At 62.9% G+C, this 13,383-nt stretch carries 11 protein-coding genes and 1 pseudogene; 5 read left to right on the top strand and 7 right to left on the bottom strand.

From position 1 onward, the window contains the following. Positions 1–94: 94 nt before the first annotated feature. Together DV532_RS31215 and DV532_RS11775 are read right to left on the bottom strand one after the other, a co-directional pair. Positions 95–778 (bottom strand): annotated as a pseudogene (locus DV532_RS31215) (PAS domain-containing protein); the annotation flags it as partial. 468 nt (positions 779–1,246) lie between these two features. Then, positions 1,247–2,266, bottom strand: a complete 1,020-nt coding sequence (locus DV532_RS11775) for a LacI family DNA-binding transcriptional regulator (RefSeq protein ID WP_056796841.1) — start codon at positions 2,264–2,266, stop codon at positions 1,247–1,249. A 206-nt stretch (positions 2,267–2,472) separates the two neighbouring features. Here DV532_RS11775 and DV532_RS11770 point away from each other — a divergent pair, with 206 nt between their 5' ends. From DV532_RS11770 to DV532_RS11760, 3 genes are all read left to right on the top strand, one after another. Next, positions 2,473–3,012: a gluconokinase gene (locus DV532_RS11770; RefSeq protein WP_056796838.1), complete on the top strand. Its 540-nt coding sequence runs from the start codon at positions 2,473–2,475 to the stop codon at positions 3,010–3,012. 111 nt (positions 3,013–3,123) lie between these two features. Beyond that, positions 3,124–4,476: a GntP family permease gene (locus DV532_RS11765; RefSeq protein ID WP_056796834.1), complete on the top strand. Its 1,353-nt coding sequence runs from the start codon at positions 3,124–3,126 to the stop codon at positions 4,474–4,476. A gap of 82 nt (positions 4,477–4,558) precedes the next feature. Then, positions 4,559–4,861 carry a hypothetical protein gene (locus DV532_RS11760; protein ID WP_056796832.1) on the top strand — a complete coding sequence of 101 codons (303 nt, stop codon included), beginning with the start codon at positions 4,559–4,561 and terminating at the stop codon, positions 4,859–4,861. A 29-nt stretch (positions 4,862–4,890) separates the two neighbouring features. On the opposite strand, the gene DV532_RS11755 is transcribed toward DV532_RS11760, so the two are convergent. The 4 genes from DV532_RS11755 to DV532_RS11740 form a co-directional block, all read right to left on the bottom strand. Further along, positions 4,891–6,318, bottom strand: coding sequence for a sigma-54 dependent transcriptional regulator (locus tag DV532_RS11755; protein WP_056796829.1), 1,428 nt, complete (start codon positions 6,316–6,318; stop codon positions 4,891–4,893). Beyond that, positions 6,287–7,780 carry a HAMP domain-containing sensor histidine kinase gene (locus DV532_RS11750; protein WP_056796825.1) on the bottom strand — a complete coding sequence of 498 codons (1,494 nt, stop codon included), beginning with the start codon at positions 7,778–7,780 and terminating at the stop codon, positions 6,287–6,289. Before DV532_RS11750 ends, DV532_RS11755 begins: the two co-directional genes overlap by 32 nt. 282 nt (positions 7,781–8,062) lie before the next feature. Then, complete coding sequence (locus DV532_RS11745) at positions 8,063–9,523, bottom strand: HAMP domain-containing sensor histidine kinase (protein WP_056796821.1); 1,461 nt, start codon at positions 9,521–9,523, stop codon at positions 8,063–8,065. Positions 9,524–9,648: 125 nt separating this feature from the next. Next, positions 9,649–10,233 carry a lytic transglycosylase domain-containing protein gene (locus tag DV532_RS11740; protein WP_056796817.1) on the bottom strand — a complete coding sequence of 195 codons (585 nt, stop codon included), beginning with the start codon at positions 10,231–10,233 and terminating at the stop codon, positions 9,649–9,651. A gap of 185 nt (positions 10,234–10,418) precedes the next feature. Here DV532_RS11740 and gspG point away from each other — a divergent pair, with 185 nt between their 5' ends. Beyond that, positions 10,419–10,844, top strand: coding sequence for a type II secretion system major pseudopilin GspG (gspG, locus tag DV532_RS11735; protein WP_056796812.1), 426 nt, complete (start codon positions 10,419–10,421; stop codon positions 10,842–10,844). 11 nt (positions 10,845–10,855) lie between these two features. Then, a complete protein-coding gene (locus DV532_RS11730; protein ID WP_056796810.1) occupies positions 10,856–12,046 on the top strand; it encodes a type II secretion system F family protein in 1,191 nt (396 codons plus the stop codon). On the opposite strand, the gene DV532_RS11725 is transcribed toward DV532_RS11730, so the two are convergent. Continuing rightward, positions 12,040–13,347, bottom strand: a complete 1,308-nt coding sequence (locus DV532_RS11725) for an LLM class flavin-dependent oxidoreductase (protein WP_056796809.1) — start codon at positions 13,345–13,347, stop codon at positions 12,040–12,042. The genes DV532_RS11730 and DV532_RS11725 overlap by 7 nt on opposite strands. Positions 13,348–13,383: the final 36 nt, after the last annotated feature.

Genomic DNA, 13,383 nt, shown 5'->3' with positions numbered 1-13,383 from the left:
CGGTCTGCTGCACCACCTCAGTCCCCTTGCGCGCACAGGCATCGGTTTGCACCGAACTGGCATGGGCGGCAACGGCAGCGCTTTGTTGGGTGCTGACCTGGGAGGTGATGTCACTGGCGAATTTCACAACCTTGTACAAGCGGCCCTTGCTGTCGAAGATCGGGTTGTATGAGGCCTCCAGGTAAACCGTACGGCCATGCTTGTCGATGCGCTCGAAGCGGTGCGAGTGGTATTCGCCGCGGTTGAGCGAAGCCCAGAACTCGCGGTATTCGGCCGACTCGCGTTCATGTGGCAGGCAAAACAGCCCGTGATGGCGACCGACCACCTCGTCCAGGCGATAGCCCATGGTGTCGAGGAAGTTTTGGTTGGCCTTGATTACCCGGCCTTGCGGCGTGAATTCGATCACCGCCATCGAGCGGCTGATAGCCTTGAGCAGGCTTTCGCTTTCGTGTTCCTGCACCACCCGCTGGCTGATGTCAGAGGCTACCTTGATCACGCTGCTGACTTGGCGCTGCTCATCCAGTACCGGCATGTAACTGGCTTCCAACCAGACCTCGCGGCCAGCCTTGTCGATGCGCTCGAAGGTACCGCTGATGGCCTTGCCCTGCCCCAGTTCGCGCCACAATTGCTGATACTCGGCACTTTTCGCATAGCCTGGGTCGCAGAACAGCCGGTGATGCTTGCCACGCAACTCATCGGCGCTGTAGCCCATGGCCTGGCAGAAGCGCTCGTTGGCATCGAGGATGGTGCCGTCGGGGGCGAACTCGATCATTGCCATGGAGCGGCTGATCGCCGCCAGCTTGGCCTGCAAACTGGCCAAAGCCTGATGACTGCGCTGGATTTCGACCAGATCGGACTTGCGGTGGAAATCGAACATGGCGCCGGGCTCCTGTCTGCGCAGAGTCCTGAGCATAGATCGCCGGAGCCAGGATGGAGCGTGGATCGCCGGGTGTAAGCGGGTTTTTTTGGCGTCTGTAAGATCGAGCGCCGCCCGCGCGGCGCTTCGCGGGGCAAGCCCGCTCCCACATTTGTTTCGGGCCAATCATGCCTGTGCCATCTGCGCGCGACCGCCTTGTTTGTACGACTCGATATCGAGCCATGCGCCAGAGCGGTCGCGCGCTTTTGCCACAGGAAAAACTGGCCCGAAACAAATGTGGGAGCGGGCTTGCCCCGCGAAGCGCCGCGCGGGCGGCGCTCGATCTCCCAGGCGCCCTACATCTCAAGCCAGGCACCCGCCTCCCCCAATTCAGGAGCTTTCCCGCACCATCAACTCAAACCCCAGATCCTGCTGCGCATTCGCCACCCGCTTGCCATCGAGCAACGCCAGCAGCGCCTGCGCCGCACCGCGCCCTACGGCGGCCCGCGGTGTGCGGATCGAAGTCAGCCGCGGCACCATGTGCGCCGAAGCCGGCAGGTCGTTAAAGCCCACCATCGCCACCTGACGAGGCACCTCGACCCCTTGGCGCAACGCCTGCAGCACCGCGCCCTGGGCCAGGTCATCGTTGCAGAAGAAAATACCGTCGACATCCGGCGCTTGCAGCAGCAACTGGCTGAACAGCCTGCTACCCAGGGCGATTGAAGAAGGCTCCGGCGCCAGCACCTCCAGCTCTGCCGCCTGCAAACCAGCCTCGGCCAACGCCTGGCGGAAGCCTTCGGCGCGCTGCATTACCCGCGGGTCGAGCTGCGCGGCAATGAACGCCAGGCGCTTGCGCCCCCGCTCGATCAGGTGGCGAGCCGCAGCACGCCCCGCCTGTTGCTGCGAAAAGCCCACCGACAACGCCCCGGCTTCGCCATTGAGCTCCATCATGTGTACACAGGGCACGCCACTGGCCGCCAGCATCTGCCGCGACGCCTCGCTGCGCTCGAAACCGGTCAACAACATGCCACAGGGCTGGTAGGCCAGGTAGTTGCGAATCAGGTTCTCTTCTTCGGCAAGGTCGTAGTGATAGTTGCCGATCAGCACTTCGAGCCCACGCGGGCGCATGACCTCGTGAATGGCCTCGAGGGTATCGATGAACAGCTGGTTGGACAGCGACGGGATCAACACCACCACCGACTGACTGCGTGCCGAGGCCAGCGCCCGAGCTGCCGGGTTGGCCACGTAACCCAGGCTGGCCGCTGCGGCAATGACCTTTTCGACCAGCTCCGGCGCAACCGTGCTGACCCCACGCAAGGCGCGCGAGGCGGTAATCGGGGAAACCCCGGAAAGCCTGGCAACTTCTGCCAGGGTAGGACGACCTGTGGTACGGGAGCCGGTGCGGGACATGGATGTTGTAATTTTACTACTTGCAAGGAAGGGGAACGGCCACTAAGGTAGCGCTGTCTCAGGACGCAGGCAATGTAATCTTTGGCAGCAGCCACCACGCGCTCGCCGCCGGGCATCCATACTGCGTAAGGACAAGACCAATAACACCGGGGAGGTGTCTGTTCGTCAACGACGAGACAGCGCTATCTCACCCGCAGGAGGTACTGATGAATTCTCCCCTGTCCGCCATTGTGGTGATGGGCGTAGCTGGTTGCGGCAAAAGCTGCATCGGCGCCGCCATTGCTGCCAGAAGCGGCGGCCGCCTGATCGAAGGCGACGCTTTCCACCCTGCCGAAAACATTCGCAAGATGAGCGCTGGCATCCCCCTGGACGACAACGACCGTGCCGGCTGGCTGGTGCGCCTTGGCGAGGAGCTGCAAACCACGACCCAGGCTGGAGAGCGCCCGATCCTGACCTGTTCGGCCCTCAAGCGCCGCTACCGCGAAACCCTGCGCGAGGCCATGCCTGGGCTGGTGTTCGTATTCCTCGAACTGTCGCCCGCCGAAGCCGAAAAACGCGTGCTGGCCCGCCCTGGGCATTTCATGCCGGCGAGTCTGATTGACAGCCAGTTCGCCGCCCTGGAGTCGCCACGCGGCGAACCCCTGACCTTGGCGCTGGACGCCACCCAGCCCATCGAAGCGCTTGCCGAAGCGGTGGACAGCTGGTTAAAGGGCCACGGTGAGCTGGGCCTGGCACAAACCGCCTGACCCCGGCGGCTTTCCCAGCTCACCCAAGACAGCGCTACCTCGCCCAGTAAGCGCGGGCAAAGTTCCAAATACGCAACGCCAAAACAACGATAAGACCGAGGCCTTCAAACCATGTTCGGACTGGCTACTGATACCTTCCTGCTGCTCGACGCGCTGGTTACCATCGTCGGGCTGATCCTGCTGATCACCCACTTCAAAGTTCACCCCTTCGTCGCCCTGACCATCGCGGCCGGCTTCCTTGGCCTAACCTCCGGCATGCCGGTGGCGAAAGTCATGAAATCGTTCCAGGACGGTTTTGGTGGGGTATTGGGCTTCGTCGGCATCGTGCTCGCCTTGGGCACCATGCTCGGCAAGCTGATGGCCGACTCCGGTGGTGCCGACCAGATCGCACAAACCCTCATCCGCGGCTTCGGCAAGAAGAACGTGCATTGGGCCATGATGTTCGCCGCCTTCCTGGTAGGCATCCCGCTGTTCTTCGAAATCGGCTTCGTGCTGCTGATCCCACTGGTGTTCATCGTGGCCCGGCGCTCCGGCGTGTCGCTGATCAAAATCGGCATTCCGCTGCTGGCCGGGCTCTCGGTGGTGCACGGCCTGGTGCCCCCGCACCCCGGCCCGCTGCTGGCGATCGGCATCTTCAATGCCGACATTGGCAAGACCATCTTCTATGGCCTGATCGTGGCGCTGCCTACCGCGATCATCGCCGGCCCGTTGTTTGGTAACTTCATTTCCCGCTACATCCCGGGCAGCCCGTCCCAAGAGCTGATGGACCAGATCGCCAAGGAGTCCGACCAAGGCAACCTGCCAAGCTTCACCATCACCCTGGTCACCGTGCTGCTGCCAGTGGTGCTGATGTTGCTGAAGACCTTCGCCGACGTGGTGCTGCCCGCCGAGCACATCGTGCGCCAGTGGATGGACCTGATCGGCCACCCCATCACCGCGCTGCTCGCCGCCCTGCTGCTGGCCTTCTACACCTTTGGTTCGGCGCGTGGCTTCAACCGCCAGCAAATCATGAAGATGCTCGACCAGAGCCTGGCGCCGACCGCGGCAATCGTGCTCATCGTGGGTGCTGGCGGTGGCTTCAAGCAGATGCTGGTCGACACCGGCGTGGGTAACGTCATTGGGCAGATGGCCGTGCAGGCAGAAATTTCCCCGATCATGCTGGCCTGGCTGGTGGCGGCGGTGATCCGCATCGCCACCGGGTCCGCCACGGTCGCTACCATCACCGGCGCCGGCATCGTCGCGCCCGTGATCGACATGGTGCCTGGGGTAAACCGTGAGCTGCTGGTGCTGGCCACCGGTGCCGGTTCGTTGATCCTGTCCCACGTGAACGACGCCGGCTTCTGGCTGGTGAAGCAGTACTTCAACATGACCGTGGCGGAAACCTTCAAGACCTGGAGCATGATGGAGACGATCCTGTCGATCGTCGGCATCATCTTCATCATGTTGCTGTCGCTGGTGGTGTGACCGTTGATCGGGGTAATGGCACCTTGAAGTTTCGCCTAGGGCCGAACAGCAATATCAGCCCTACGAAGCCAAGGAGCCTGCCATGCCCCGCTCAAGCATTCTGTTACTTGCCCTGCTCGCCGCGCCGCTGGCCTTTGCGGCCGGCACTGGCCCCACCTACCCCGACGACCCACACAACCCGGCGCCCAAACCGGGCGTGGACAGCACCCTCAACCCGATCGAAAAGCCCATGCCACGGGACACCGACCCGCGCATACAGGGTAACGCCCCAGAAAGCCCACCGGCGAAACAGAATGACAACCGTGACTTGCCAGGGGTGGATGGCAGGGGCGCTGAGGGTATCGGGGGGCAAGGGGGAAGCGGGACTGACGCTAGTAAGCGCTAGGCCCGCGGGCTGCTTTGCAGCCCCATGCCTTACCACTGACGCTTGTCGGGGCGGGTCAGCCCGAGTTTCTCGATGCGGTAACGCAGCATGTCCCGCGACAAGCCGAGCATGCGCGCCGACTTGGTCACGTTCCAGTCCGTGCGGTCCAAGGTCTTGCACACCAAGTCGCGCTCCATATCCGGCAAACTGGTGCCCGGTTCTGGCTCGTGGCGAGGCATTTCGAACATCGCCGGCGCCGGTTGCTGCACCAATGGCTCGTCGATGAGCGTCATGCATAGGTTCAACTGGTGCGCCTGCACCACCTCGTTCGGTGCCAACAGCACGGTCTGTTCCAGCATATTGCGCAGTTCGCGCACATTGCCAGGCCAGCTGTAGCCAAGCATCAGGCTCTCAGCCTCGGCAGAAAAACGCAGGTTCGGCTTGCCGTAACGCCGACCATGGTGGGCCAGGAAATGCCGCGCCAGCAGCAGCACGTCCTGGCCGCGGGAATACAGGCGCGGCACCTTCAGGGCAATGATGCGCAAGCGGAAGAACAGGTCGCGGCGAAACTTGCCCTGCTGCACCATCTGCTCCAGGTTGCAGTTGGTGGCGCTGATCACCCGCAGGTCGACTTTGCGCTCCTTCACTGCACCAATCCGCCGGATGCTGCGGTCTTCCAGCAGCTTGAGCAACTTGGCCTGCAGTACCAAGTCCATTTCGCCGATCTCATCAAGGAACAAAGTACCGCCATCGGCAGCTTCCACCAGGCCTACCCGGCGCTCCTTGGCATCGGTGAAGGCGCCCTTCTCATGACCAAACAGCTCAGCCTCCAGCAGGTTGGCGGGGATCGAGGCGCAGTTGAACTCGATGAACGGCCCCTTGCTGCGCGACCCATCGAAATGCAGGGCGCGGGCCACCAGCTCTTTACCGGTACCGGTTTCGCCTTCGATTAGCACTGGCGGCAGGTCGTCGCTGGCCATGCGCCGTTCGGCATCCAGCACCTGGCGCAGGGTGTGCTTGAGGGTAAGCATCGTCGGCGATTCGCCGATCAACGCCTGCAAGCCGGACTTCTGCGCCTCACGTTCCTGATAGAACGACAGCGTGCGCTCCATGCGCTCGGCGGCCAGCGCTTTGTCCAAGGTCAGCTTGAGCTCTGCCAGCACCACCGGTTTGGTCAGGTAATGGAAGGCGCCCTCCTTCATTGCCTGCACAGCATCTTCGACATTGCCGTAGCCGGTCATCATGATCACTTTCAGCTCCGGCGCCTGCGCCACCAGGGTACGCAGCAGGTCATGCCCGCTCATGCCGGGTAGCGAGTTGTCGGTCAGCACCGCATCGGGCTGGGCCCGCTGGATCTGCTCCAGCGCCAGCTCCGCGCTGTGGCACACGGTGACCTCGAAGCCCTTGAGGCCGAGGTAGGTGCGAATATTGTCGGCGAGGATTTCATCATCCTCGACTACCAGGATGCTGTGCTCCATGGACCCCTCCCGCTGCGATATTGAATGTAAGGCTGACGCGGGTTCCTTCCTCTTCGCGGCTGCTCAGGCTAACTGAGCCGCCAAACCGTTCCATGATGCGCTTGACCAGGGCCAGGCCTACGCCAAGGCCGCCCTGCTTGGTGGTGTAGAACGGCTTGAACACCATCCGTTCCTGCTGTTGGCTCATGCCCTTGCCAGTATCGGTAAGGACGAATTCAGCACGCTGGCCACCCAGCAGGTTGACCTGGGCGGTCAGCATGCCGCCGGCTGGCATGGCTTCGATGGCATTGGAGAACAAGCTGTTGAGAATTTGTGTGAGTTGCAGTGGCTGGCTGGCCACCCACTGCAGGTCGGGGCCTTCGTAATGGAAGCGCACCCCGTTGCGTTCGATCTGCTGAACGAACGCGAGGTGGGTGTCCTGGATGGCCGCCACCAGGTCCACCGCTTCGGCCTCATCGCTAAGTGGGCGCAATGACACCAGCAGGTCGCGCACCCAGCGCGACATGCGGTCCACTTGGCCGATGATATCGGTGATGTTTTTCTGCGCCACAGGGTTGGCGATTTCCTGCGCCAGCTCGGCGCTGGAGCGGATATTAGCCAGCGGGTTGCGCAGGCTATGCGCCACCGCCGAAGACATCTCGCCCAGGGCCACATAGGTTTCACTGGCCACCAACCGGTCCTGCTGCAGGTGCAGCAGTCGCGCCGCCCGGCGCACGATCCAGAACAGGCCAAAGTAGATCAGCGCCCCGCCCACCAAGGTCGAGGCCCAGATCAGCACGTAGCCGCGCTGAATGCGCCGCACCAGGTCCTGCGGCTCCTTGTAGATTTCCACCATGGCCAGCACCTGTTCGCCCTGGCTATCGAACAGCGGGATGTAGTTTTCGATGAACAAGTAGCGCGGTTCGCGCTGGAATTTTTGCTCTTCGCGGTCATCCTTGGCCTGGTGGTAGCTGGCCGACACCGCCTTGCGCGAGTGGAAGGCGCGGTCGAGGTCGCCATCGGCCTCGATGCGCTTGCCGATCAGCTCCGGGTTGGTCGACCAGACGATGCTGCGGTCGCGGGCATAGACGTTGGCCAACAAGGTGTCTGGCAAGTGCTCGACATGGTCGAGGAACTCGACCCGGGTCGCTTCGGCCAATGCAGGGGAAAATTGCAGGTGCTGTTGATCCAGGCGTGGGTCGAGCAACTCGCCCATGGTGGTGCCCGGTGGCAACTGCGAATGGCGCACCTCGGCCTGGGCCATGGCCTGGATGAACTGGGCGGTCAGCATGGCATCGCGCTCGACGCTGTCGCGCACCACGAAACGTGTCGACACATAACCCAGCCCGCCCGCCACCGAGGCGATGATCAGCAAGCTGATAACCGAAAACCAGCGCAGCAGGTTGAACTCACGCAATGGGACGGCCAGACCGCGGGCGGTGGCACTGGCCTTGTCGGAAACTTCGTTTTCCAGCATCTGCATCGCGTGGTTCCCGCGCAGGGCGTCCGTTCAAAAATGCATCAACGCAACGAACACTAGCCAATTGATAGCATCTCACCTGTGCAGCCGCAGCTGCCATTTGTCGCGTATAACAGTGCAAGAACTTAGCCAGCCAACGGGTAAAAAACTAACTTATTGAATTTCAAGTAATTACAAGTAATTTCTAAATTCAACTTAAAGAAAATTACCCACAGTTGGGGATTTTTTACCCAATAACGAGAAACGCTTATAAAACATCAAAATATGAAACATTGCTAACGTTAACTAAGAAGCTTTAACCAAGCGGAAACTCAGCGAAACCCGGGTACCGTGGCCCTCACTGCTGCTAAGCCGTACCGTACCGCCGAAGCGTTCCATGATGCGTTTCACCAACACCAGGCCCACGCCCAGGCCACCCTGTTTGGTGGTGAAGAAGGGCCGAAAGGCCATGCGCTGCTGCTCTTCGTTCATGCCCTTGCCGTTGTCGGACAGGCGCAGGGTCAGGTTACGCCGGTCTTGGCGTACCACCTCGACACGCAGCCGCCCGCCCTGCTCCATCGACTCCAGGGCGTTGGCAAGCAGGCTACTGAAAATTTGCCGCAGTAACGCCGGATGCCCCAGCACCTGCACCGCCGGTAACGGTTGCAGGTCCAGGCTGACTCCTGCGCGCGCCAATGGCACCGCGTAGGCCTGCAGGCTTTCCTGCAAGGCCAGCGGCAAATCCACCGCCACGGCCTCATCATTGAGCGGGCGCAGTGACTGCAACATCTGGCGGATCCACTGCGACATGCGGTCGACCTGGCTGATGATGTCGCTGATGTTGCGCTGCGCCGGCCCATCGTCGAACGCCTGGGCCAGCTCGGCACTGGAGCGGATCGTCGCCAGCGGGTTGCGCAAGCTGTGGGCCACCGCCGAGGACACCTCACCCAGTGCCACGTAGGTTTCGTTGTTGATCAGCCGCTTCTGCTGCACCGCCAACAGCCGCGCAGCGCGGTGCATGATGCCGTACAGGCCGATGTAGACCAGGCCGGCACCGACAGTGATCGCCAACCAGATCAGGATCAACCCATGTTCGATACGCACGATCAGGTCATGGGGCTCTTTGTAGATTTCGACCATTGCCGTGACCTGCTCACCATCGGCGTCAAACAGCGGGATGTAGTTTTCAATGAACAGCTGCTCGGGCGGGGTGACGAATTTTTGCTCGGTGCGAACCTGTTCGAAATTGTGGTAGCTGGCCGATACCCGCATCTTGTACTCGAAGGCCTGTTCCAGGTCATCGTCACCTTGGATCAGCTTGCCGACCAGCGCCGGGTTGCTGGACCAGATCACCGTACGGTCCGGTGCGTAGATGTTGGCCAACAACATGTCGGGCAGGTGGGCGATGTGGTCGAGAAACTCACCACGCGCCTTGCGCCGGGCGTCCGGGTCGACGTCGATCAGGTTGCTGCGGTCGGTGCGCGGGTCAAGCAGTTCACCCATGGTACGCACATTGGGTATCGATACATGGCGCACTTCGGCATCGGCGATCGAGGTAATGAACTGCGCGGTGAGCAAAGCATCGCGCTCAACGCTCTCATCAATGATGAAACGGCTGGAAATCAGCCCCAGCCCAGCGGCGACCGAGAGGATGATGGCCAGGCTGACCCAGGCGTACCAACGCAGCAGGTTGAACGGCCTGCGCGGGGGGGCCAGCTCGTTACCGGCAGGCACGTCGATAGCGTCGGAACGAGGGACGATGTCCATGGCGGACTCCACAGCTGGGCACCTTCAGAAGGTTATAGCCCAGAGTCGGGGAAGCCATAGTGGTAAATTGATGGCATCCGCCGAAGGGTATGGCTTTGCCTGGCAAGCCGTGTGTTTGGCAGCGGCTATTCATCCGCCAACCCCTGCAACTTGCGGTATTCGCGCAACACGTTGGGCACATAGCGCCGGGTCTCGGCGAACGGCGGTACCGCACCGCGCCGTAGCACGGCTTCGGGGCCGGCGTTGTAGGCCGCCACCGCCAGGGTAATGTCGTTGTCGAACAGGGTGAGCATGCGCTTGAGGTAGCGAGCCCCGCCTTGCACGTTGTCTTCCGGATCCAGGCGGTTTTCCACGCCCATCTCGCGGGCGGTATCCGGCATCAACTGCATCAGCCCCACCGCGCCTGCCGGGGAGCGAGCCTTGGGGTTGTAGCCGGATTCAGCCTTGATCACCGCATGCAGCAGCGCCGGGGGGACGTTGTGGGTTCGCGCCGCGTCAGCGACCAGCTTGGCGTAGGGGCGGCCGGTGATCAACTGCGCGCTGGCTTGGCCAGGCTGGGCCTTTGGCTCGCGGATTACCGTTTCATAGAGGCGCCCGGGGCGATGCACGTTGGTGAGTATGTAGCGGCCTTGGGCGTCGATGGAAACGTACACATCAGCGTGGACACCAGTTGCCGCCAGCCAGATCAAACCGAGAATGAGTCCACGCATGTCAGCTGCCTCTTCGTCGTGGCCCCCGAAGTGGGGGAAATGCCCCGGAAAACCCGAGCCTGATGACCACGACGCAAGCACTGTGCCGCTTCCTGTACCGCATGGCGCAAGGCCTCAAGGCAGACGTGCACGGCTGTTGCATGGTGCCTTGAAACGCTTGTCCCCATGCCGTGGAGGGTTTCACCATGCAGCGCAAAACCAACCGCCAACGTGGCTTCACCCTGCTCGAACTGCTGGTCGTCCTAGTCGTGCTCGGCCTGTTGGCCGGTATCGTCGCGCCCAAATACTTCAGCCAGCTCGGCCGCTCCGAGGCCAAGGTGGCGCGGGCGCAGATTGAGGGCCTGAGCAAGGCCCTGGACCTGTACCGCCTGGAAGTCGGCCACTACCCCAACAGTGAGCAAGGATTGCAGGCACTGGTGGTCGCCCCCAGTGGCGAAGCCCGCTGGACCGGGCCGTACCTGCAAAAGGCCGTGCCGCAAGACCCGTGGGGCCGCGCATACATTTACCGGCAGCCCGGCGAGAACGGCGGTGAGTACGACCTGCTGTCGATGGGCAAGGACGGCCAGCCGGGTGGCGACGGGGAAAACGCCGAAATCACTAGCTGGCAGTAAGGAGAGCGGCCATGCGCTACAGCCTCAAGGCCCTGGGCAGACAGGGCGTGGTGCAGTTGCAGATCGATGCCGAAGACGCCGACCAGGCGCGCCGCCAGGCCGAGGACCAGGGCCTGCGCGTGCTCAGCCTGCGTGGCCGTGGCGGCGCGCTGCGCGGCATGGCCTGGCGCCGCGAGGCAAGCTTTGACCTGGTGCTGTTCAGCCAGGAGCTTTCGACCCTGCTCAACGCCGGCCTGCCGCTGATCGACGCCTTGGAGAGCCTGGCCGAAAAGGCCCCCGCAGCCGCAGCGCGCAAGGTGCTGGCCGAACTGGTACGCCAGTTGTATGAGGGCCGCTCGTTGTCCCAGGCCCTGGGCCAGCAACCACGGGTGTTCCCCCCGTTGTACGTGGCGCTGGTGCAGTCCAGCGAGCGCACCGGTGCGCTGGGTGACGCCCTCACCCGCTACATCAGCTACCGCCAGCGCCTGGACCTGGTACGGCAAAAGTTAGTGGGGGCTTCGGTTTACCCGTTGCTGCTGTTGCTGGTGGGCGGTGGTGTGGTGCTGTTCCTGCTTGGCTACGTGGTCCCGCGTTTCAGCCAAGTGTTCGAGGGCATGGGCACCGAGCTGCCTTGGTTGTCACGGGTGTTGATGCAAATCGGCCTGTTCCTGCATGCCCAGCAACTGCCGCTGGCGCTGGGCAGCCTGGGGGCGATCACGGCGCTGTGGCTGCTGCGCCGCCACCCGCGGGTGCGGCGCTGGGCTGCCTGCCAGCTTCGGCGGCTGCCGGCCCTGCACCAGCGTTTGATGATGTACGAACTGGCGCGCTTCTACCGCTCGCTGGGCATCCTGCTGCAAGGTGGCATCCCCATCCTTACCGCCATGGGCATGGCCCGCGGCCTGCTCGGCAGCGCAGCGGCCCAAGGCCTGGAGCAGGCCAGCCAGCGGGTCGGCGAAGGGTTGCCGCTGTCTGATGCGCTGGAGGCCGGGCAACTGGTCACGCCGGTATCGCTGCGCCTGCTGCGGGCCGGCGAGCAGTCCGGCAACCTGGGCGAAATGCTGGAGCGCTGCGCCGACTTCCATGACCAAGAAATCGGCCGCTGGGTGGAATGGTTCGTCAAATTGTTCGAACCGCTGCTAATGACTTTTATTGGCCTGCTGATCGGCCTGATCGTGATCCTGATGTACATGCCCATCTTCGAGCTGGCCTCAAGCATTCATTGAATCGCCAGGCCCAGGCTTTCACGCAGGGTGGTGCCCTCGTAGGCGGTGCGGTATACCCCACGCGCCTGCAGCAGCGGCACCACTTCCTGGGTAAAGCGACGGAACTGCCCAGGGTGGCCGATGTAGATGTTGAAGCCATCCAGTGCCCGCGCCTCGAACCAGTCGGCCATTTTTGCCGCTACGGTTGCGGCTGAACCGACGAAGGCGCCGGGTCGCAGCTGGCGGCCGAACTCCACCGCTTGGCGCAAGCTGAAACCCTGCTCCCGCGCCTGGTCGGCGATGCGCTTGGCGTTGGTGAAGAAGCTACTGCGTGCATGCTCTAGGCTTTGCTGTGGGAACGGTGCATCGAGGTTGTACTGGCTGAAGTCGTGCCAGCCGAAATTGCGCCCGAACTCCTTGAGCGCCAGCTCGAAGCTATGGTCCTGCTGGTGGTAATGCCGCTCGATCTCACGGGCGTGTTCGTCCGTGTCGCCAACGTAGATCTCTGCTCCAGGCAATACCAGCAGCTGTTCGGGGTCACGCCCTAGCCGCGCGGCGCGGCCTTTCACATCACGGTAGAACGCCTGGCCCTGCTCGATGCTGGCGGCGTGGGTGAAGACCACGTCCGCCGTGGCGGCGCCAAGGTCACGCCCCTGCTGGGAGTCGCCAGCCTGGAAGATCACCGGCTGGCCTTGGGGCGAACGCTGGATGTTCAACGGCCCCACCACCGAGAAGTAATCGCCCTTGTGGTTCAGCGCGTGCATCCGGCTTGGGTCGAGGAACTGCCCGGTGGCCCGGTTACGCGGGAAAGCGCCTTCTTCGTAGGAGTGCCACAGGCCCTGCACCACCGCGACGTGCTCCAGGGCACGGGCATAGCGGGTGTCATAGTCGTAGTGTTCGTCACGGCCATAGTTGCCGGCGGTGCCGGCGTCGCCGCTGGTGACCACGTTCCAACCGGCGCGGCCTTTGCTGATCAGGTCAAGCGAGGCCAGGCGGCGGGCGACGTTGAAGGGTTCGTTGTAGGACGTGGTCAGGGTGCCGACCAGGCCTATGTGGCGGGTAGTTACCGCCAACGCCGAGAGCAGGGTCAGCGGTTCCAGACGGTTGAGGTAATGGGAAGGCGAGCCGGGGGTGATGTACTGGCTGTCGACAATGAACATCAGGTCGAACAGCGCTGCCTCGGCCTGGCGCGCGATGTCGATGTACCAGTCGATGTTGACGCTGGCGTCGGCAGGTAGCTGCGGGTCGAGCCACAGGTTGTGCCGGCCGGGGCCGCCGCAGCCCATGGTCAGGGCGCCGAGTTTGATCTTGCGGGTGGTCATGGGTACTCCTCAAAAGGCTTGTCGCCTGTCACGGCC

It is taken from the genome of Pseudomonas sp. Leaf58 (assembly GCF_003627215.1).
Taxonomy (GTDB): domain Bacteria; phylum Pseudomonadota; class Gammaproteobacteria; order Pseudomonadales; family Pseudomonadaceae; genus Aquipseudomonas.
The sequence above is the reverse complement of the archived record's forward strand: the minus strand, read 5'-3'. Positions and strand labels throughout refer to the sequence as shown.

Coding starts and splice junctions, on each gene's coding strand:
- DV532_RS11730 (WP_056796810.1), top strand. CDS start 10,856: ATGCGCTACAGCCTCAAGGCCCTGGGCAGACAGGGCGTGGTGCAGTTG.
- gspG (WP_056796812.1), top strand. CDS start 10,419: ATGCAGCGCAAAACCAACCGCCAACGTGGCTTCACCCTGCTCGAACTG.
- DV532_RS11740 (WP_056796817.1), bottom strand. CDS start 10,233: ATGCGTGGACTCATTCTCGGTTTGATCTGGCTGGCGGCAACTGGTGTC.
- DV532_RS11750 (WP_056796825.1), bottom strand. CDS start 7,780: ATGCAGATGCTGGAAAACGAAGTTTCCGACAAGGCCAGTGCCACCGCC.
- DV532_RS11745 (WP_056796821.1), bottom strand. CDS start 9,523: ATGGACATCGTCCCTCGTTCCGACGCTATCGACGTGCCTGCCGGTAAC.
- DV532_RS11770 (WP_056796838.1), top strand. CDS start 2,473: ATGAATTCTCCCCTGTCCGCCATTGTGGTGATGGGCGTAGCTGGTTGC.
- DV532_RS11760 (WP_056796832.1), top strand. CDS start 4,559: ATGCCCCGCTCAAGCATTCTGTTACTTGCCCTGCTCGCCGCGCCGCTG.
- DV532_RS11755 (WP_056796829.1), bottom strand. CDS start 6,318: ATGGAGCACAGCATCCTGGTAGTCGAGGATGATGAAATCCTCGCCGAC.
- DV532_RS11765 (WP_056796834.1), top strand. CDS start 3,124: ATGTTCGGACTGGCTACTGATACCTTCCTGCTGCTCGACGCGCTGGTT.
- DV532_RS11725 (WP_056796809.1), bottom strand. CDS start 13,347: ATGACCACCCGCAAGATCAAACTCGGCGCCCTGACCATGGGCTGCGGC.
- DV532_RS11775 (WP_056796841.1), bottom strand. CDS start 2,266: ATGTCCCGCACCGGCTCCCGTACCACAGGTCGTCCTACCCTGGCAGAA.